The sequence below is a fragment of the Streptomyces sp. NPDC060232 genome (genome assembly GCF_042726555.1).
GTDB lineage: Bacteria > Actinomycetota > Actinomycetes > Streptomycetales > Streptomycetaceae > Streptomyces.
In genome coordinates, this window is record NZ_JBHXAG010000027.1 from 39,166 (window position 1) to 58,924 (window position 19,759).

General features: G+C 70.8%; 17 protein-coding genes, 1 tRNA gene and 1 riboswitch. Of the genes, 5 read left to right on the forward strand and 13 right to left on the reverse strand.

The genetic code is table 11. The annotated features are described in order from the left end of the window. Positions 1–99: 99 nt before the first annotated feature. Positions 100–330, forward strand: coding sequence for a DUF4287 domain-containing protein (locus tag ACFWFZ_RS29775; RefSeq protein ID WP_387126233.1), 231 nt, complete (start codon positions 100–102; stop codon positions 328–330). A gap of 126 nt (positions 331–456) precedes the next feature. Here ACFWFZ_RS29775 and ACFWFZ_RS29780 read toward each other — a convergent pair whose 3' ends face one another. Beyond that, the gene (locus ACFWFZ_RS29780; RefSeq protein WP_387126235.1) at positions 457–1,305 is read right to left on the reverse strand and encodes a Bax inhibitor-1/YccA family protein; all 849 of its coding nucleotides are present in this window, start codon (positions 1,303–1,305) and stop codon (positions 457–459) included. 170 nt (positions 1,306–1,475) lie between these two features. After that, positions 1,476–1,557 (reverse strand) — tRNA-Leu (locus ACFWFZ_RS29785). Between the two features lie 470 nt (positions 1,558–2,027). Here ACFWFZ_RS29785 and ACFWFZ_RS29790 point away from each other — a divergent pair. After that, entirely contained in the window at positions 2,028–2,792 is a 765-nt protein-coding gene (locus ACFWFZ_RS29790; RefSeq protein ID WP_387126299.1) for an ABC transporter ATP-binding protein, read from the forward strand. A gap of 58 nt (positions 2,793–2,850) precedes the next feature. Continuing rightward, on the forward strand, positions 2,851–5,403 hold the full coding sequence (locus ACFWFZ_RS29795) for an ABC transporter permease (RefSeq protein ID WP_387126237.1): 2,553 nt from the start codon (positions 2,851–2,853) through the stop codon (positions 5,401–5,403). 102 nt (positions 5,404–5,505) lie between these two features. Here the strand turns inward: ACFWFZ_RS29795 and ACFWFZ_RS29800 are convergent, their stop codons facing one another. Together ACFWFZ_RS29800 and ACFWFZ_RS29805 are read right to left on the reverse strand one after the other, a co-directional pair. Next, positions 5,506–6,918, reverse strand: coding sequence for a class I SAM-dependent methyltransferase (locus ACFWFZ_RS29800; protein WP_387126239.1), 1,413 nt, complete (start codon positions 6,916–6,918; stop codon positions 5,506–5,508). Positions 6,919–7,064: 146 nt separating this feature from the next. Continuing rightward, positions 7,065–8,450 carry an NAD(P)/FAD-dependent oxidoreductase gene (locus ACFWFZ_RS29805; RefSeq protein WP_387126241.1) on the reverse strand — a complete coding sequence of 462 codons (1,386 nt, stop codon included), beginning with the start codon at positions 8,448–8,450 and terminating at the stop codon, positions 7,065–7,067. A gap of 455 nt (positions 8,451–8,905) precedes the next feature. On the opposite strand from ACFWFZ_RS29805, the gene ACFWFZ_RS29810 reads away from it, so the two are divergent. Further along, the gene (locus ACFWFZ_RS29810) at positions 8,906–9,151 is read left to right on the forward strand and encodes a type II toxin-antitoxin system RelE/ParE family toxin (protein ID WP_387126301.1); all 246 of its coding nucleotides are present in this window, start codon (positions 8,906–8,908) and stop codon (positions 9,149–9,151) included. A gap of 58 nt (positions 9,152–9,209) precedes the next feature. Here the strand turns inward: ACFWFZ_RS29810 and ACFWFZ_RS29815 are convergent, their stop codons facing one another. The 7 genes from ACFWFZ_RS29815 to ACFWFZ_RS29845 all read right to left on the reverse strand — a co-directional run bounded on the left by ACFWFZ_RS29815 (position 9,210) and on the right by ACFWFZ_RS29845 (position 16,488). After that, positions 9,210–10,181, reverse strand: a complete 972-nt coding sequence (locus ACFWFZ_RS29815; protein ID WP_387126243.1) for an exopolyphosphatase — start codon at positions 10,179–10,181, stop codon at positions 9,210–9,212. Continuing rightward, positions 10,178–10,723, reverse strand: coding sequence for a DUF501 domain-containing protein (locus tag ACFWFZ_RS29820; RefSeq protein ID WP_387126246.1), 546 nt, complete (start codon positions 10,721–10,723; stop codon positions 10,178–10,180). Before ACFWFZ_RS29820 ends, ACFWFZ_RS29815 begins: the two co-directional genes overlap by 4 nt. 44 nt (positions 10,724–10,767) lie before the next feature. Continuing rightward, a complete protein-coding gene (locus ACFWFZ_RS29825) occupies positions 10,768–11,256 on the reverse strand; it encodes a septum formation initiator family protein (protein ID WP_387126249.1) in 489 nt (162 codons plus the stop codon). A gap of 89 nt (positions 11,257–11,345) precedes the next feature. Continuing rightward, the gene (gene eno, locus ACFWFZ_RS29830; RefSeq protein WP_030028493.1) at positions 11,346–12,632 is read right to left on the reverse strand and encodes a phosphopyruvate hydratase; all 1,287 of its coding nucleotides are present in this window, start codon (positions 12,630–12,632) and stop codon (positions 11,346–11,348) included. A gap of 271 nt (positions 12,633–12,903) precedes the next feature. Beyond that, positions 12,904–13,617 carry a transglycosylase family protein gene (locus ACFWFZ_RS29835; RefSeq protein WP_387126252.1) on the reverse strand — a complete coding sequence of 238 codons (714 nt, stop codon included), beginning with the start codon at positions 13,615–13,617 and terminating at the stop codon, positions 12,904–12,906. Positions 13,618–13,620: 3 nt separating this feature from the next. Then, a riboswitch (cyclic di-AMP (ydaO/yuaA leader) is annotated at positions 13,621–13,792 on the reverse strand. A gap of 277 nt (positions 13,793–14,069) precedes the next feature. Continuing rightward, the gene (locus ACFWFZ_RS29840; protein WP_387126254.1) at positions 14,070–15,035 is read right to left on the reverse strand and encodes a transglycosylase family protein; all 966 of its coding nucleotides are present in this window, start codon (positions 15,033–15,035) and stop codon (positions 14,070–14,072) included. Between the two features lie 157 nt (positions 15,036–15,192). Then, the gene (locus ACFWFZ_RS29845; protein ID WP_387126256.1) at positions 15,193–16,488 is read right to left on the reverse strand and encodes a cytochrome P450; all 1,296 of its coding nucleotides are present in this window, start codon (positions 16,486–16,488) and stop codon (positions 15,193–15,195) included. A gap of 145 nt (positions 16,489–16,633) precedes the next feature. Between ACFWFZ_RS29845 and ACFWFZ_RS29850 the strand changes: the two genes are divergently transcribed. Next, entirely contained in the window at positions 16,634–17,848 is a 1,215-nt protein-coding gene (locus tag ACFWFZ_RS29850; RefSeq protein ID WP_387126258.1) for a globin domain-containing protein, read from the forward strand. A 28-nt stretch (positions 17,849–17,876) separates the two neighbouring features. Here the strand turns inward: ACFWFZ_RS29850 and ACFWFZ_RS29855 are convergent, their stop codons facing one another. Together ACFWFZ_RS29855 and ACFWFZ_RS29860 are read right to left on the reverse strand one after the other, a co-directional pair. After that, positions 17,877–18,932 (reverse strand): nucleoside triphosphate pyrophosphohydrolase, encoded by a 1,056-nt coding sequence (locus tag ACFWFZ_RS29855; protein WP_387126260.1) that lies wholly within the window; start codon positions 18,930–18,932, stop codon positions 17,877–17,879. A gap of 28 nt (positions 18,933–18,960) precedes the next feature. Beyond that, positions 18,961–19,581, reverse strand: a complete 621-nt coding sequence (locus ACFWFZ_RS29860; RefSeq protein ID WP_387126263.1) for a SurA N-terminal domain-containing protein — start codon at positions 19,579–19,581, stop codon at positions 18,961–18,963. Positions 19,582–19,759 lie beyond the last annotated feature (178 nt).

Consider the following 19,759-nt stretch of genomic DNA (forward strand, 5'->3'; position numbering starts at 1 on the left):
GGCCGACCTTACGCGCCGTCCGGGCACCATTGCCAACGGGCGAACTCTCCGGCACGGTGGCGTGAAGAGAACAGCACGGCAAAACCTCCGGAGGCGCCCATGTCCGTAGAGTTCTCCGAGCAGACCCACCGCAACATGATCGACAGAATCCCCCTGACCACTGGTCGTGAGGTCTCCGCCTGGCTCCGCACCGTCGACGAAGGCCCCTCACTCGTCCGGTTCGAGGAGAAGGTCAGCTGGCTGCGCGGCGCGCACGAGCTGTCGTACGGCCAGGCCAAGGCGATCATCCACGAGTACGACCTGCGCCGGGCCGCACGCCGGTTCGGCTGACCCATCCGTCCCCCGAAGTCCCCCCAGGCGCGGGAAGGCCCCGCGAGCGGTGCTCGCGGGGCCTTCCCCGTGCTGTGGACCGGCCGGGTGCCGGGCCGGGGCGGGCCTGGCGGCCCGCAGGTCCTGCTAGTCGTCGCCCGAGAGGATCTGGAAGATGCGCAGCATCTCGATGTAGATCCACACCAGGGTCATGGTGAGGCCGAAGGCCGCCAGCCAGGCCTCCTCGCGCGGGGCGCCGTAGGTCACGCCGTCCTCGACCTGCTTGAAGTCGAGGGCGAGGAAGCAGGCACCGAGGATGACGCCGATGGCACCGAACAGCAGGCCGAGGCCGCCGCTGCGGAAGCCGAGGCCGTCGCCGCCGCCGAAGACCGCGAACAGCGTGTTCGCGACCATCAGGAGGATGAAGCCCAGGGCCGCGGCCATCACGAAGCCGTAGAAGCGGCGGTTGACGCGGATCCAGCCCATCTTGTACGCGAAGAGCACGGCGGCGAAGACGCACATCGTGCCCATCACCGCCTGGATGACCACGCCGGCACCGAAGTAGGTGCTGGTGGCCGCGCTGATCACGCCGAGGAACACGCCCTCGAACGCCGCGTAGGCCAGGATCAGGCCCGGGGCGGCCTTCTGCTTGAACGACTGGATGATCGCGAAGACGAACGCCACCAGGGCGGCGCCGATGCCGATCGCGTACGACGTGCCGAGGTTGGCCGGGTCGACGGGCAGCAGCACCCAGGAGAGGGTCGCCGTCACGATGAGCGTGCCGAGCGTCATGGCCGTACGGCTCACGACGTCGTCGATGGTCATCGCGTTGGTGCGCGCCGGCGCCTGCGGCATACCCGTGGCCGGGTCGGTCGCGTACGGGTTGGTCGCGTACGGGTTGGTCCCGGCCTGCTGGTGCTGCGCGTCAAAGCCCGCATAGCCACCGTTGTCGCGGCTGAACCCCCGTCGCGAGAAGACCGGGTTACTGCTCCTCATCTCACTCCTCCGTGGCCACCGAGCGCGGCCTTGCAACAAGAGTAATGCGCTCGCAAAGAAAGCACCCTACTGCTGGAGGAGGATCTTAGGAGAAGGCACGGCGGAGCGCAGGGGGGATAAACGAGGGGCCTCGCCGTCTCCGCGAGGAGGACCTCGCCAGAGCTGCGGAGTGCCCGGAGCCGGACTTGAACCGGCACGGCCCGAAGGCCAGCGAGGTTTAAGCTCGCCGTGTCTGCATTCCACCATCCGGGCAGGGCGTGGCGGCCCCCGTGGAAAAAGCCTTGAACGCTGTGCCGAGCCTATCCGGAACACACTCGCCGCCGACCGGCCGCCTATCCGATGTTGTCTGATTTTATTGGCGCTTGAGGGTCCGTCAGGCCCCAGAATGCACGGTCGGCCCGTTCTGGACGCCGATCACCACCTGTACGGGAATGACGGGATTTCGACGGCTCGCGCCACCCCTCGCGCCACCCTCCGCGCCACCCCCGGCAGCCCCGGCAGCCCCGGCACCCCCGGCAGCCCCGGGCCACCGCCCGTCGGCCAGTGGCTACCGCCCTCTCCGGCGGGAGCTCCTGTCATACCAGAGGAGGAGGCGCGCCCGCCCGCCGTCAGTCTCGAGTGGGCCCGGGAACAGGCATGGCGGCTGATCCGCGGCAGGTAAGGGCGCGGTGAAGATGGAGGGGTCCCCGCACAACAGACCGAGGAGCCGTCCTGTGACCACCATGAACTACGCCCCGCACACCGCCCAGGCCGTGGCCGCCCGCGCCACCGGCCTCTCCAAGGTGTACGGCCAGGGCGAGACCCAGGTGGTCGCCCTGGACAACGTCTCCGTGGACTTCGGCCAGGGGCAGTTCACCGCGATCATGGGCCCCTCGGGCTCCGGCAAGTCCACCCTGATGCACTGCGTCGCCGGCCTGGACACCTTCTCCGCGGGCTCCGCGCGCATCGGTGAGACGGAGCTGGGCTCCCTGAAGGACAAGCAGCTGACCCAGCTGCGCCGCGACAAGATCGGCTTCATCTTCCAGGCGTTCAACCTGCTGCCCACGCTGACAGCCCTGGAGAACATCACGCTCCCCATGGACATCGCGGGCCGCAAGCCCGACCAGCAGTGGCTGGACACCGTCGTGGACATGGTCGGCCTCTCCGGCCGCCTCGGCCACCGGCCCACCCAGCTCTCCGGCGGCCAGCAGCAGCGCGTGGCGGTCGCCCGCGCCCTCGCCTCCCGCCCCGAGATCATCTTCGGTGACGAGCCGACCGGAAACCTGGACTCCCGCTCCGGCGCCGAGGTCCTCGGCTTCCTGCGCAACTCCGTCCGCGAGCTCGGCCAGACCGTCGTGATGGTCACCCACGATCCCGTCGCCGCCTCCTACGCCGACCGTGTCATCTTCCTCGCCGACGGCCGGATCGTCGACGAGATGCTCAGCCCCACCGCCGACGGCGTGCTGGACCGAATGAAGGCCTTCGACGCCAAGGGCCGCACCAGCTGATCCCGGGTCCCGCCCCGGCCCTTCCTCCAGACTTCCAGCCCCAGGACTGAGATCCCCCATGTTCCGTACCGCCCTGCGCAACGTCCTCGCGCACAAGGCCCGGCTGCTGATGACGGTGCTCGCCGTCACCCTCGGCGTCGCCTTCGTATCCGGCACCCTCGTCTTCACCGACACCCTCAAGAAGTCCCTCTCCGGCCAGTCCGCCAAGAGCTACGACGGCGTCGCCGTCTCGGTCACCTCCTACGGCCAGGGCCGCAACGAGCAGGGCCAGAAGGAGGGCGAGCCCGGCATCGGCCAGCAGACCCTCGACAAGATCAAGGCGCTCCCGGGCGTCGACTCCGTCTCCGGCCGCGTCTACGGCTTCGCCGGCGTCGGCGACGAGAACGGCAAGCTGATCGGCTCCGGCTGGTCCAACCAGGGCGCCAACTACACGCCCGTCAAGGACGGCAAGAACCCGCGCTACGCCTTCGTCCAGGGCGCCGGTCCGGCCAAGGCCGACGAGGTCGCCCTCGACAAGGCCACCGCCGACCAGGGCGACTACAAGGTCGGCGACAAGGTCCGCGTCGCCACCAACGGCCCGGTCAAGGAGTACGCCCTCGCCGGCATCTTCACCACCGAGGACGGCGCCGTCCAGGCCGGCGGCAGCCTGGTCCTGTTCGAGACCGCCGTCGCCCAGGAGCTCTACCTCAAGCCCGGCTACTTCCAGGAGCTGTCGGTCGCCGCGAAGAACGGCACCTCCGCCGACAAGCTGCTCGCCGACATCAAGCCGCTCCTCGACAGCAAGACCACCAAGGCGCAGACCGGCGCGGCGCTCGCCGAAGAGCAGGCCAAGCAGATCGAGAAGGGCCTCAGCAGCCTCAGCACGATGCTGCTCGTCTTCGCCGGCATCTCGCTCTTCGTCGGCATCTTCCTGATCTACAACACCTTCACCATGCTGGTCACCCAGCGCACCAAGGAGCTGGCCCTGCTGCGCGCCGTCGGCGCCAACCGCGGCCAGGTCATGCGCTCCGTGCTCACCGAGGCCCTCGTCGTCGGCGCCCTGTCGGCCGCCGCCGGCCTGCTCGGCGGCATCGGCCTGGCGATCGGGATCCGCTCCGTCATCGGCTCCCTCGGCGCCAAGCTGCCGGGCGGCGCCCCGGTGATCGCCCCGGGCACCGTCGTCGCCGCCCTCGTCATCGGCGTCGTCGTCACCACCGTCGCCGCCGTGCTGCCGGCCTGGCGCACCGGCCGGATCGCCCCGGTCGCCGCCATGGGCAGCGCCCACCTGCCGGCCAACGCGAAGTCCCTGCTCGTCCGCAACATCCTCGGGTCGGTCATCAGCCTCCTCGGCATCGGCCTGGTCTTCCTGGGCGTGTCCAAGGGCGGCGGCACGGGCCGCATGACCATGGGCGGCGGCGCCTTCCTCATGCTGATCGGCATGATCGTGCTGCTGCCGCTGCTCTCCAAGCCGGTCATCGGCGCCGTCCGCCCGCTGCTGCAGAAGCTGTTCGGCGTCCCCGGCAAGCTGGCCGCCCAGAACGCCGTCCGCAACCCGCGGCGCACCGCCGTCACGGCCGCCTCCCTGGCGATCGGCCTGACCCTCGTCACCACCCTGTCCGTGCTCGGCATCACCGTCGGCAAGGTCGTCGACCGCATGAGCACCGAGAAGCTCAAGGCCGACTACCGGGTCTCCATGTCCTCCGACGCGGGCAGCCTCGACAAGTCCGTGGCCGAGACCCTCGCCAAGGCCCCCGGCATCAAGGCGGTCTCCCCGCAGACGGCCGGCTACTTCCTGGTCGACGGCGACTTCCGGGCCGCCTCCGGCGTCAACCCGGCCACCATCGGCCAGCTCCTCAACGTCGAGGTCCTCAGCGGCTCGCTCGACAGCCTCGGCAAGGGCGAGGTCGCCGTCGCCGAGAAGACCGCCAAGAAGCAGAACTTCACCGTCGGCACCCCGATCAAGGTGCAGTACGACGACGGCCAGGAAGCCTCCGTGAAGGTCGGTGCGATCTTCAAGGACATGGAGGGCCTGCTCTCCCCCTACGTCATCGACGACAAGATCCTCAGCCTGCACAGCGAGGAGATGTACATCCCCGAGGTGTACGTCAACGTCGACGGCGGGGCCTCCAAGGCCGCCCAGCAGAAGGTCGTCGACGCCCTCGGCAAGAACCCGGCCATCACCGTCGCCACCCAGCAGGACATGCGCAACGAGATGGGCGGCATGATCAACACGATGCTGAACATCATGTACGGCCTGCTCGGCATGGCGCTGGTCATCTCGGTGCTCGGCGTGGTCAACACCCTGGCCATGTCCGTCTTCGAGCGGACCCAGGAGATCGGCATGCTGCGGGCCATCGGCCTCGACCGCAGCCGGGTCAAGAACATGATCCGCCTCGAAGCCGTGGTGATCTCGCTCTTCGGAGCCGTCCTCGGCGTCGCCATCGGCATCTTCCTCGCCTGGGCCGTCGGCTCCACGCTGTCGAAGGCCATGCCCGACTACGAGCTGATCCTCCCGTGGGACCGGATCGGGATCTTCCTCCTGCTGGCCGCCGTGGTCGGCGTCCTGGCCGCCATGTGGCCGGCCCGCAGCGCCGCCCGCCTGAACATGCTGACCGCCATCAAGACCGAGTAGCGGCCGGCGCCACACGGCACGCGGAAACCGGCACGAGGACACGGAAGGGCCCCGGGGCGAGCACCTGCCCCGGGGCCCTTCCCGTCGTCCGCGCAGGAACGATTAGCCCGCGTCCTGGGGCCTGGCTGTACTGCCCTGTGCGCCCCAGGTGCGCAGCCGCAGCGGCAGCCCCGAGTCCCCGCGGCCCGCGGACCGCACCGCGAGCACCTGGTTGACCCCGAGGCGGCCCCGCTCGAAGCCGAGGGCGCAGGCGGCCATGTAGAGCTGCCAGACCCGGACCCGGCCGACCGAGGTGAGGGCCACGGCCTCGTCCCAGTGCTCCTCCAGCCGTGCCACCCAGGCCCGCAGGGTCAGGCCGTAGTGCTCGCGCAGCGCCTCCACGTCGCGGACCTCGAAGCCGGCCCGCTCCAGTTCGCCGACCGTGGTGCCGACCGGTGAGAGCTCGCCGTCGGGGAAGACGTACGCGTCGATGAACTCGTCCACCCGGTAGGCCGCTTCGTCGGCCTCCGGCGGGCGGGCGATCTGGTGGTTGAGCAGCCGGCCGCCGGGGCGCAGCAGGGAGTGCAGGGTGCGGGCGTAGTCGCGGTAGCGGGCGGCGCCGACGTGTTCGGCCATCCCGATGGAGGAAATGGCGTCGTAGGGGCCGTCCTTGACGTCCCGGTAGTCCTGGATCCGGATCTCGACGAGATCGGCCAGGCCCTCGTCCGCCGCCCTCTTGCGGGCGTACACGGCCTGTTCGCGCGAGAGCGTGACGCCGGTGACACGGGCGCCGTGCGCGCGGGCCGCGTGCAGGGCCATGGAGCCCCAGCCGCAGCCGACGTCGAGGAGCCGGTCACCGGGCTTCAGGGCGAGTTTGCGGCAGACCAGGTCGAGCTTGTCGTGCTGGGCCTGCTCCAGGGTCGAGCCGGGGGTCCAGTAGGCGCAGGAGTAGACCATGGAGGGGCCGAGGACCCGCTCGTAGAAGTCGTTGCCGACGTCGTAGTGGTGGCTGACGGCCTGCCGGTCGCGGCCCCTGGTGTGTCGGGGGCCGCCGCGCCGGGCCGCCTCCTCCGCGGGCGGCGGTGGCGCCGGCAGCGGGCGGGCCAGGGTGACGAGGTCCCGTACGGCGCTGCGCGCGTCCGCGTCGCGCAGCAGCGCGGCGGTGCCGGCCGCGGTGCCCGCGGCGGCCGAAGAACGCCGGGGCAGGAGCGTGCGCAGCGCGGCCAGGCGGGACGAGGCGGGGGTGGGCGCGGGTACGGGTTCCCGGTCCCGTTCCCAGAGCAGGCCGGCCACCCGGTCCAGCAGCTCGAACAGGTCGCCGTCGACGGTCAGGTCGCCGGCCACCCAGGCCCGGGCCAGACCCAGTTCGCCGGGCTTCCACAGCATCCGGCGCAGGGCCCGGCGGCCCCGGACGACGAGCACGGGGCCGTCGGGCGGCCCGGCCTCGCTCCCGTCCCACGCGCGGATGCGCACGGGCAGGGGGCCGCCCAGCAGGGTCTCGGCAAGAGCGGCCAGCCGCGGAGCGGCGTCGGTCATGGCGCACCTCCACAAAGTTCCGACCCATCCCTCTACCCGTCCGCGGCCCCGGCTACGCCGAAGGGGCCGCCCGCACCACGGATGGCGGGCGGCCCCTTCGGGGTCGTACCTTCTACCGGCTCAAGGGCCGGGTCCCCGACGCAGGGTCAGGAGGCCTTGGCCTTCTCGGCCGGGGCAGCGGCGACGGCCGGGGCCGGCGCCGGCTTGGCGGCCTCGTAGAACTCCTCGCGCGGGGTCTCCAGCGCACCGAGGGAGACGACCTCGCGCTTGAGGAACATGGCGAGGGTCCAGTCGGCGAAGACGCGGATCTTGCGGTTCCAGGTCGGCATGGCCATGCCGTGGTAGCCACGGTGCATGTACCAGGCGAGCCGGCCCTTGAGCTTGATCTTCGTCTTGCCCATGACGATCATCGCGACGCCCTTGTGGAGGCCGAGGCCCGCCACCGCACCCTTGTTCGAGTGCGAGTACTCGGCCTGCGGGAAGCCCCGCATGCCCGAGATGACGTTGTCGCCGAGGACCTTGGCCTGGCGCAGCGCGTGCTGGGCGTTCGGCGGGCACCAGGCGTTCTCGACGCCGGCCTTGCGGGCGGCCATGTCCGGAACCTGGGCGTTGTCGCCGGCGGTCCAGATGTAGTCCGTGCCCTTGACCTGGAGGGTCGGCTCGGCGTCGACGTGACCGCGCGGGCCCAGCGGCAGGCCGTAGCGGGCCAGGACCGGGTTCGGCTTGACGCCGGCGGTCCACACGATGGTGTTGGAGTCGACCTCAAGGCCGTTCTTCAGCACCACGTGGCCGTCCACGCAGGAGTCCATGGAGGTGTTGAGGTAGATCTCGATGCCGCGGGACTCAAGGTGCTCCTTGCCCCAGGTGCCGAGCTTGGGCCCGACCTCGGGAAGGATCTTGTCGGCCGCGTCGACCAGGATGAAGCGCATGTCCTCGCGCTTGATCGTGGAGTAGTACTTCGCGGCGTCGCGGGCCATGTCCTCGACCTCGCCGATCGTCTCGGCACCGGCGAAGCCGCCGCCGACGAAGACGAAGGTGAGCGCCTTGCGGCGGACGTTCTCGTCCGTCGTGGACTCGGCCTTGTCGAGCTGCTCCAGTACGTGGTTGCGCAGGCCGATGCCCTCCTCGACACCCTTCATACCGATGCCCTGCTCGGCGAGGCCGGGGATCGGGAAGGTGCGGGAGACGGCGCCGAGGGCGATCACCAGGTAGTCGAAGGGCAGCTCGTACGCCTCGCCGACCAGCGGCGTGACGACGGCGACCTTGCGGTCCTGGTCGATGCTGGTGACCCGGCCGGTGAGAACCTCAGCCTTGGGCAGCACGCGTCGCAGCGGGACGACGACGTGCCGAGGCGAGATGCTGCCTGCGGCCACTTCGGGGAGGAAGGGCTGGTAGGTCATGTACGAGCGCGGGTCGACGACCGTGACGGTCGCCTCGCCGTAGCGCATCTTCTTCATGATGCGCTTGGCTGCGTACAGGCCTACGTACCCACCTCCTACAACGAGGATCCTGGGACGCTCCGTGGTGCTCATGAGAACGAGTATCCAGCACCCATTGGGGTGTTGCTCGTGAGCCCCTTCACAAGGAGTCGGGAGGTCTCTGCTACACTCCGCCGCCCACGTGACGGACGTCATGGCGGGCAACGGGAACCAAGAGGTGGCAGGAGTCGTTGTTCACCCGTCCTGAACTGGCCTCCAAGGCCTCGACCGGAGTAGACCACCGGGTTTCGTCCGTACCTCCGACCCGCAATCCGCCACCTCCGTCGATCGCACGAACGCGAGACAAAAGGGGCCCGAGGGCCGCCGGAAGGCCCCGAAGGGCCCTTCCTTGGACCCAACAGGCCCCTTTTCCTTGTGAAGAACTTCACGAACTTTTTCTGGATCATGGGCCTGCGACCCCCCACACCCTGGTTCGAAGGTCGTTTGGCCGATGGACCAGGTGATTGTGCCCGTCATATCGAGTGGGACCACGGCTCGTTGCGGTAACCCTGCGCGCGTACACGCGGCATCGGGCGATCGACAGGCCCGCTGCCATGCGCATCCTCGCCGCGCTGACCGCTCTGGGGGACGACCCCTGCCGCGAGGACGCCGACGTCAAGAAACTCACCGGACCGTCCGGGCTCTACCGGCTCCGGGTCGGCAGCTACCGGATCGCCTACCAAGTACTGGACGGCGAGCTCGTCGTCCTCGTCGTCAAGGTCGGCGACCGCCGCGACGTCTACCGCACCATCTGAAACGCCTCGGCGCCCCGGTCGGTCGACCGGAGCGCCGCGCGTCGGGGATCCGCCGGGGTCAGGACCGCTGCTTGTCCGCCTCGGCCTCTTCCGCGGTCTTGATCGCGATTCCGTCGAGGATGTCGTGTTCCGAGACCACGACCTCCGAGGCGCCGGTGCGTTCCATGATGGCGAGCAGGACCAGCGCGCCCGCGCCGATCACGTCGACCCGGCCCGGGTGCATCACGGGGATCGCCGCGCGCTCGGCGTGGGTGGCCGTCAGCATCCGCTCGGTGATGGCGCGGACCTGCTCGTAGGAGATCCGGGAGTGGTGGATCTCCGACGACCGGTACTCGGGCAGCCCCAGCGCGATCGCGGCGACGGTGGTCACGGAGCCCGCCAGGCCCACCAGGGTGCGCGCCTCGGCCAGCGGGACCGTCTCGGCCGCCAGGTCCAGCGCGGCCTCGATGTCGGCCCGGACGGCCGCGAGCTGCTTCTCGGACGGCGGGTCGGTGACGACGCCGTCCACCACCAGGTGGCGCTCGGTCATCCGGACGCAGCCCACGTCCACGGAGCGGGCGGCCCGCACGTGGTCGTCGCCGACCACGAACTCGGTCGAGCCGCCACCGATGTCGACCACCAGGAACGGCCGCTGAAGGTGCTCGTGCGCGGCCAGCTCCCTGGTGGCGCCGGTGAAGGAGAACTCCGCCTCCTGGTCGCCGGAGATCACCTCGGGCTCGACGCCCAGGATCTCCACGACGCCGCGGACGAAGTCGTCGCGGTTCTCGGCGTCGCGGGAGGCGGAGGTCGCCACGAAGCGCACCCGCTCCGCGCCGAACTCCTTGATGACCGCCGCGTACTCGCGGCAGGCGGCGAAGGTGCGCTCCAGCGCCTCCGGGGCCAGGCGCCCGGTCTTGTCCACGCCCTGGCCGAGCCGGACGATGATCATCCGCCGGTCCAGCTCGACCAGCTCGCCCGTGGCCGGGTCGCAGTCCGCCACGAGCAGCCGGATGGAGTTCGTACCGCAGTCGATGCCCGCGACCCGGGTCACCGGGACTCCTCTTCCTTCTTCTTCTCGCCGCACGGCGTGACGCAGGCGCCCTTGGCCCACCACTCGGGCAGCATCGCGAGGGCCTCGTCGCCGAACGGGTTCACGCCGGGGCCGGCGGCCAGGGAGTGGCCGACGAGCACGTGCAGGCACTTGACCCGGTCCGGCATCCCGCCGGCGCTCGGGAAGCCCTGGAGCACCTCGATGGCGTCGCGGCGGCGGATGTAGTCCTCGTGCGCGGCCTGGTAGGCGGCGGCGAGCTCCGGGTCCTCGGCGAGCCGGGCCTGCATCTCCTTCATCACGCCGTTGGCCTCCAGCGTGCCGATGGCGGAGGCCGCGCGCGGGCACGTCAGGTAGTACAGCGTCGGGAAGGGGGTGCCGTCGGGAAGCCGCGGCGCGGTCTCCACCACGTCGGGCTGCCCGCAGGGGCAGCGGTGCGCGATGGCGCGCAGCCCGCGCGGCGGGCGGCCGAGCTGCTGCTCGAACGCCTCGATGTCCGCGTCGGTCGGCTCGGTCCGGTCGGTCTGGGGCGGGGGCGTCTGCATGCCTGGAGGAAGTCTCTTCGTTCTCGTGGATGGGTGCTGCGGTGCTAGTCGCCGGGGCGGTCGGCCTTGTCGACGCCGTCCCAGACGTTGGAATACCAGGGGCGGTCCGAGCCGGTCTGGCCGGTCCGGTGCGGCTCCGGGGGCTGGGACCCGGGGTCGCTCATGATGTAGCCGACCTCCCCCGGGCGCAGGAAGTGCAGGTGCTTGCGCGCCTGCTGCTCCGCGTAGGCGTCGTCCTGCCAGCGGGCCTTCTCGTCACGGAGCCGCTCCAGGCGGTCCCGCGCGGCAGCCGCGGCCCGCTGCTGCTCCGCGATCTCCGAGCGCTGGGAGACGTACTGGCGCATCGGATACGCGAGGGCGACCACCAGCGTACAGAGCACGAGCACCAGGAGCGCGGCCCTGCCGGTGAGGCGGCTGCGGCGCACCTGCCGGCGCGACTGCGAGCGGTAGACGTGGGCCGCGGTCCGCTCACCGAGCTGCTTGAGCCGCGTCGCCGTGGAGAAGGTGGAGAACCGATCCCGGTTCCCGGCCATTGGTCCGCCTCCCCTTTGTACGCACTACGCAATACGTCCCCGCACACGGTACGGGACCGAGTGCGGGGACGTACGGAGGCAGAGCGTGATTAGCCCTTGAAGCGCGGGAAGGCGCTGCGGCCCGCGTACACCGCGGCGTCGTCGAGGATCTCCTCGATGCGCAGCAGCTGGTTGTACTTGGCGACGCGGTCCGAGCGGGCCGGGGCGCCGGTCTTGATCTGACCGCAGTTCACGGCGACGGCGAGGTCGGCGATGGTGACGTCCTCGGTCTCGCCGGAGCGGTGCGACATCATGCACTTGAAGCCGTTGCGCTGGGCCATCTCGACGGCGTCGAGGGTCTCGGTCAGCGAACCGATCTGGTTCACCTTCACGAGCAGGGCGTTCGCGGAGCCCTCCTCGATGCCGCGGGCGAGGCGCTCGGGGTTGGTGACGAAGAGGTCGTCGCCGACGATCTGGACCTTGGCGCCCAGGCGGTCGGTGATCGTCTTCCAGCCGGCCCAGTCGTCCTCGAACAGCGGGTCCTCGATGGAGACGAGCGGGTACGCCTCGACGAGCTCGGCGTAGTAGTCGGTCATCTCGGCGGCCGAGCGGGACTGGCCCTCGAACTCGTACTTGCCGTCCTTGTAGAACTCGGACGCGGCGACGTCGAGCGCGAGCGCGATGTCCTTGCCCGGGGTGTAGCCGGCCTGCTTGATGGCCTCGATGATGAGGTCGAGCGCAGCGCGGTTGGACTCCAGGTTCGGGGCGAAGCCGCCCTCGTCACCGAGGCCGGTGGACAGGCCCTTGGTGTGCAGGACCTTCTTGAGGGTGTGGTAGACCTCGGCGCCCCAGCGCAGCGCCTCGGAGAAGGACTCCGCCCCGATCGGGGCGATCATGAACTCCTGGATGTCGACGTTGGAGTCGGCGTGCGACCCACCGTTGAGGATGTTCATCATCGGAACGGGCAGCAGGTGCGCGTTCGGACCGCCGAGGTAGCGGAAGAGGGGGAGGTCCGAGGCCTCGGACGCGGCGTGCGCGACGGCGAGCGAGACGCCGAGGATGGCGTTGGCGCCGAGCGAGCCCTTGTTGTCGGTGGCGTCCAGGTCGAACATGGCCTGGTCGATCAGGCGCTGCTCGGTGGCGTCGTAGCCGACGAGCTCCGGGCCGATCTGCTCGATGACGGCGAGGACGGCCTTCTCGACACCCTTGCCCATGTAACGGTTGGGGTCACCGTCACGGAGCTCGATGGCCTCGAAGGCACCGGTGGAGGCGCCGGACGGAACGGCAGCACGGCCGGTGCTGCCGTCGTCGAGGCCCACCTCGACCTCGACCGTGGGATTGCCTCGGGAGTCCAGGATTTCCCGGGCTACGACGACGTCGATGGACGGCACGAGCATCTCCTTCTGGGATGTGACGCTGGGTGTGCGGTGGCGTCAGGCCGTGGGATGGCCTGGCCGACTAGAGCCTAACCGGATCCGGGCACTCGCCCTGCCGACCGCCCGGGTCCTGGGACGAAAAAGGGCCCGAATACCCCTCTTCCCGGACATAGAGCCCTGGATGACGGGGGTTCCGCTCTCGCACACACCGCCGCCCGGCGCGTGGGGGGAGGGGCGCCGGGCGGTGGAGTTCTGCGCGTTGCGTACGCTTTCGCGGCTATTGCCGCAGCGGTCAGCTGAGCTTGAGCTTCTGACCCGGGAAGATCAGGTCGGCGTCCGAGACGATGTCCTTGTTCAGCTCGAACAGCTGCTGCCAGCCGCCCTTGACGCCGTTGGCCTCGGCGATGGTGCCCAGGGTGTCGCCGGCCTTGACCTCGTACGAGCCGTTGCCGGTCTTCGGCGCGGCCGGAGCCTCGGTGCGCTCGGAGCGGGTGACCGGGGCCTCGGCGCGCTTGGTGTCCTTCTTCGGCGCGGCCTTGGTCTCGGTCTTCTTGGTCTTCTTGGTCTCGGTCTTCTTCGTCTCGGCCTTCGGCTTGGTGGAAGCCGGAGCCTCGGAGGAGCCGCCGGTGTACGAGGAGTTCGACAGGCCCTTGCCGCAGTGCGGCCAGGCGCCCTTGCCCTGCTTCTTCAGGACCTTCTCGGCCACGGCTATCTGCTGCGCCTTCGAGGCCTGGTTGGCCTGGGCGGCGTACGACTTGCCGCCGAAGGCCGCCCACGTGGAGGACGAGAACTGCAGACCGCCGTAGTAGCCGTTGCCCGTGTTGATGGCCCAGTTGCCGCCGGACTCGCACTGCGCGACCTTGTCCCACTCGGACGCGGTGGCGGCACTGGCGGCGCCCGCGGTCATCAGGGGGGCGGCGACGGCCACGCCGGCGACACCGGCGAGCGTGACGATGCGAACGGCCTTGGAGCCGCGACGGTGCTTGCCCTTGCCGGAAAGCAGCATGAGGTTTCTCCTCACCGACGCCTACGAGGTGAGCTGTCGGGTTCGGGCCTGTGAGTGCCCGGCGATGCGACCTGGCGCACCGCTTAACCCCAAGCCGCTTGCGTGACCGTCTCTCAACGGCCGCTCGCGGCACCTACCTTGGTTCCCCCGCTCCTGCCTTCGGCGCTTGACGCGACGACTGTTCCCCCCGTCCGCCGGCAGGACTCGGCGATGCGGTCGGAGGAGCTCGCGGTGGCGAGCGATTCAGAAGGTAGACACAGCTCTCCCCGATGTTCAACGAGGAACATCGGGGAGAAAGGGCCCCTACTTGCGCTCTCCGAAGCGGTGTTTGCGCAGGTGAGGCCGGGGTTTGCGGAAGCCCCCGGGCGAGACACGCCAGTTGACCGGAAGAGACACATGTCTCACTTGCAGAAAACAGACAATCAAGGTCTTTCCGGGCGAACCAACTGTCCTTATTGCATGGTTAGATCCAGGTTCTGCCCGGGCTTGATCAGGTTGGCGTCCTCGCCGATGACCTGCTCGTTGGCCGCGTAGAGGCCGCTCCAGCCGCCCTTCACACCCTTGGCGACCGCGATGGTCGCCAGGCTGTCGCCCTCCCGCACCGTGTAGACGGGGTCCGACGCGCCATCAGACCCGGCGCCCTCCTCGGGGGAGGGCGCACCGCGGTGCTTGCCGTTGCCCTCGGCCGGAGTGGCGCCCGGGGTCGCCGGGGTCTCCGGGGTCGCGGGGGCCGTCGGGCCGGTCGGGTCGGTCGGGGACGGACGCGGGGTGACCGGCGGGGTCGTGGGCGCCGTCGGGTCCGCCGGGTCCGTCGGGTCGGTCGGGAGGACCGGGGCCGTCGGGTCGGCGGGGCTCACCGGCCCGGTCGCCGGGTCGGTCGGGGCACCCGGGTCGACCGGCGGCGTCGTCGGGACGTCGGGCGCGGGCATGACGGGCAGTCCGAGGGACGGCGCGTCCGGGATCAGGAACGGGCTGCCCGAGGGGCTCGGCGTCTCCGCGGTCGAGAGCCCGAAGTCCGTCGCCGGCTTGCCGCCCTTGGCGGAGGGCACGGTGTCGTCCGGGCGGGACGGCGCGGGGCCCACCACGGTGGGGCTGCCGGGCAGACCGGGGTCGACGACCGCGGCCGGACCCTGCTGGTCCAGTCCGGCGGAGGCGGCGCACAGCGGCCAGGCCTGCGGACCCTGGGAGGCCAGCACGCGCTCGGCCACCGCTATCTGCTGCGAGCGGCTCGCGAGGTCGGCCCGCTCGGCGAAGTCCAGACCGCCGGCGTTCTCCCACTGCTCCTGGGTGAACTGGAGGCCGCCGTACGCGCCACTGCCGAAGTTGGCGCTCCACGAGCCGCCGCTCTCGCACTCGGCCACCTTGTCCCAGGTGGCGGTGTCGGCAGCGGTGGCGCTGGTGGCGGCAAGCAGTGGCATGGCCAGCGCAGAGCCAGTGACTCCGGCTGTGACTACCAGCGCGGGGACCTGGCGGGGTCGTCTGTGACGGCCGTTCCCGGAGAGCATGAGGGATCACCTTTCGCATAACAGCGGGGTAACGGCAGAACCTAGCGGCCTCGGAACGATTGTCACAAGTTCAAGCAGGATCTGACTTTTGATCAGATCCTGCGCAAGTGTTTTGAACCGTGAAGCGAACGGGAAGAGTACGCAGCCCACGCATGATCAACCCCCCACGCCAGCGCAGGTCTTGGGGCGGAACGGCGAGTTCCAGGTCCGGCAGGCGGGTGAGCAGGGTGGCGAGCGCGGTCGTTCCTTCGAGCCGGGCCAGCGGCGCGCCCAGGCAGTAGTGGATGCCGTGCCCGTACCCGAGGTGCTGGTTGTCGCCCCTGGAGAGGTCGAGGGTGTCCGGGTCGGTGAACCGCTCGGGGTCCCGGTCGGCGGCGGCGAGGACGACCAGGACCGGATCGCCGGTCTCGACGCGCTCACCGCCGAGGGTCAGCGGCTCGGTGGCGAACCGCCACGTCGCCAGCTCCACGGGGCCGTCGTAGCGCAGGAGTTCCTCCACGCCGGTGGCCAGCAGTCCGCTCTCCCCGGCGGCCAGGGAGCTCTGCAGGCGCTCGCGTTGGACGGGGTTCATGAAGAGGGAGTGGACGCCGTTGCCGATGAGGTTCACGGTCGTCTCGAAGCCGGCGAAGAGCAGGATGAAGGCCATCGCGGTGGCCTCGCCCTCCGTCAGATGGTCGCCGTGGTCGCTCGCCCGGATCAGGTCGGACATCAGATCGTCGCCCAGATCATCCCTTTTACGGTGGATGAGTTCACCGAGATAGGTCCGCATCTGCTTCACCGACCGGGCGACCCCGCCCCGCGGACCGCCGCCGTGGCGGATCATCATCCCGGCCCAGTCGCGGAAGTCGTCCTGGTCCTCGCGCGGTACTCCGAGCATCTCGCAGATGGCGTAGATGGGCAGCGGGAAGGCGAACTCGTGGATGAGGTCCGCCTCCCCCCTCCCCGCGAACCCGTCGATCAGGTGATCGGTGAGCGCCTGCACCCGCGGGGCGAACTCGGCGACCCTGCGCGGGGTGAACGCCTTCGACACCAGACGCCGCAGCCGGGTGTGGTCCGGAGGGTCGATGTTCAGCAGATGCGTCATCAGCTCCGCCTTGCGCTCCCCCGGGATCCCGGTCTTGCCCTTGGCGTGCGCGGGCTCTGCGTGGTGCGCCGGATTCTTGCTGAGCCGCTGGTCGGCGAGGGCCTGGCGGGCGTCCGCGTAACGGGTGACGAGCCAGGCCTCGACCCCGCTGGGGAGCTTCGTGCGGTGCACCGGGGAGTGCTCGCGCAGCCATGCGTAGGCCGGGTAGGGGTCGGTCGCGAACTCCCACGTGAAGAGTTCGGGCGCCGCGCCGACGGAGGGAGTGGACGACTGATCGTGCATGTCCCCGACAGTAGCCGCCGCGCCCCGGCGGACCGGCCCGGGCCGCGGCCAGCCGTCCCATATGACTGCTTCGCCGAGGCTGTCCGTAGATCGGACAACGCTTGACCTCGCCCCGTCCGGCACTCCTACCTTCGGTTGTGTGGACGTGAGGATCTTGAAAAGCAGTTTCGCGGTGGTGGAGAGACGGGCCGAACACGCCGTCAAGTTCTTCTACTCGCACCTGTTCTGGCACAACCCCGGAGTCCGTGACCTCTTCCCGGTCTCCTCCGAGGACATGGAACGCCAGCGGGACCGGCTCTTCGCCGCGCTCACCCACGTCATCTCCCGTCTCGGCGACGACGAGACCCTCGGCCCCTACCTGCGCGACCTGGGCCGCGACCACCGCAAGTTCCTGGTCCGCCCCGAGCACTACGCGGTCGTCGGCTCCAGCCTGCTCGCCGCGCTCGCCGAGACCTCCGGCGAAGCCTGGACCCCGCGGGTGGAGAAGGCCTGGACCGAGGCCTACCAGGTGATCGCCGACGCCATGCTCGCCGGGGCCGACGCGAGCGAGGACCCGCCGTGGTGGGACGCGGAGGTCGTGCGCCACCTCCAGTACGGACAGGACATCGGCGTGCTCACCCTGCGGCCGCACGCCCCCTTCCCCTATCTCCCCGGCCAGTACACGAGCGTGAGCAGCGACCGGGTCCCCAGGGCCTGGCGCACCTACTCCATCGGCAACGCCCCCCGCCCCGACGGCACCGTCGACCTGCACGTCAGCCGGATCGATCGCGGGCGGCTCAGCACCGCCCTGGTCCGCGAGACCCAGCCGGGCGATGTACTGCGCCTCGGCGCCGCCGGCGGGCAGCTGACCTTCCGCCGCTCCGGCCGCCCGGTCAGCCTGATCGCCGCCGGCACCGGCTGGGCCCCGATCCGGGCCATGCTGGAGGAGCTCGCGGACCGGCCACCCGATCAGGACGTACGGCTCTTCGTCGTGGCCCGGGACTGCGCGCACCTCTACGACCGGCCGCTCATCGACGCGTACGGGGCCTCCTGCGGCTGGCTCGACGTCACCTACATCACACCCGCCCCCGGCCGGCACCGCAACGAGGCCACCGAACGGCTCGCGACCGCCCTGAGCAACCGGGGCCTGTGGCCCGACCAGGACGTCTACCTCAGCGGGCCGGGGCAGTTCATCGACGAGACCACGCACCTCCTGGAGGTGCTCGGCGCCCGTCCCGGCCGCCTCTTCCACGACTGCGTACCCGCTGCGGGCGGCGACCACGGGCAGGGCGGCCGCCCGCTGGGCTTCGCCGAGTGGCTCCTGAACCGCCCTGCCCCGCACTGGCACGACCCCTCGGCCCGCGCCCCGAGGGAGTACTGAGGGAGTACCGCCGCAGGGAGGCGGGGGCCTACTCCGTGGCGGCTCCGACACCCTCGGCCACCCGGATCGCGTCCCGGTAGACGCGGGCCGCCGCGCGCAGCGCGGTCTCGGGGTCGACCCCCTCCGCCTCCGCGCGGGCCGCCAGTTCCAGCAGCTCGTAGCCGATGCCGTCGCCGCGGGGCAGCTCCACGGCCACTCCGCCCGTACGGGCCCGGCCCGCGAGCTTGGCCGCGAGCGCCAGGCCCGGCTGGCCCACCGGGATCCCGTCGGTGACCGACTCCCGCTGCTTCTCGACCGCCTTGGTGCGCTGCCAGTGGGCGTGGACGTCCTCGGGGGTATCTGCCGGCGCGTCGCCGAAGACGTGCGGATGCCGGTGGATCAGCTTCTGCACGAGTGCCCCGGCCACGTCGTCGATGGAGAAGGCCCCGAGGCCCTCCTCGTCGGCGCCACCGGCCTCGTCGCCCTCGCCCTCGTCCTCGCGGCCGGGGATGCCCTCCTCGGCGATCCGGGCGTGGAAGACCACCTGGAGCAGGACGTCGCCGAGTTCCTCGCGCAGTTCCTCCCGGTCGCCGTCCTCGATCGCCTCGACGAGCTCGTACGCCTCCTCGATCGCGTACTTGGCCAGGCCCCGGTGGGTCTGGCGGGAGGTCCACGGGCATTCGCGCCGGACCCGGTCCATCACCTGGACCAGGTCGAGCAGGCGGGCGCCCGGCAGGTCGTAGGAGCCGGGCAGCAGCTCCAGGTCGGGCATGGAGACCCGGCCGGAGCCGGCCAGCCGGGCCAGGCCGTCGGTGAGACGCTGGTCGCCCTCCCCGGCCGGGAGCACCACGACCGTACGGCCGCCCGCGCAGGCCTCGACCAGCTCGTGCGCGTCCGGGGCCGTGTACTCGACCTCGACGCCCGCCTCCCGCAGGTACGGCAGCTGCGGGTGGCCGGGGTCGGCGCACAGCACCCGGTCCGCGGCGTGCAGGGTCTGCCACGCCGGCCAGGACAGCACGCCGGGGGCGACCCGGTGGCTGGTGGTCAGCAGGACGATACGGCCCGTGGGCTCGGGTGCGGCGGTGGGCTGGGAGTGGTCGGTCACCCCTCGAACCTACCTCCGCCGCGGGGCGTCAGGCTCCGGCGGGTGCCTGCTCGGGGCGCGTCCGCTGGGTGATCCAGGGCGTCTCCACCGGGCCGAGTCCGACCTGCTGGGCGTCCCAGGTCCCGTAGCGCGGGTTGACCTCGATGTGGAGGGCCTCCGACGCCTTGGCGAGCGGCTCGATGATCTTGTCCTCGCCGTAGCGCTCGCTGAGCTTGCCGAGCAGCAGCTGGAAGCGCACCTCCTCCTCGATCTGCCCGGCGGCGAGCGGGACGCGGGCCTGGAGGGCGGCCTGCTCCAGCGCCGCCGCGCCCTTGCCGTCCTCCTGGGCCTTGCGGGCGTCCTCGATCTCCTTGGTCGTGACCGAGATGCCCGCGTCCTTCGCGGCCCGCTCCAGCACCCGGAGCTGGATCATCTTGCCGAGCTTGATCCGGTCCAGCTGCGGGGTGTTGGAGATGAGCGTCGCGGCGTGCTCGGAACGGTTCTGTGCGGCGCGGACGTCGCCCACCTGGGCCTGGAGCGCGGAGGTGGTGATCCGTTCACCGCCGACGACGGCCGCGGTGCCGGGCCGGGTCTCGCCCGAGCAGGCGGACAGCAGGGGCGCCGCCACGAGCAGGGCGGCGGAGACGGAGAGCGCAGTGCGACGGTGCAAAGGAGCCTCCAGGGCCGGGAGATTGTGCGTCGATGCACAAGGGCCGTGCGGTGATCGATGGTATGCAGTAAGGGTGGCCCGGGCCACTGGTTCGACCAACGATTCACGGGGTGTCGGGGGCACGTGTCCGTTCGTGTCGCGGCCACTTCAGGTCCATCCCCGCTTCCTCCGGTGCTGC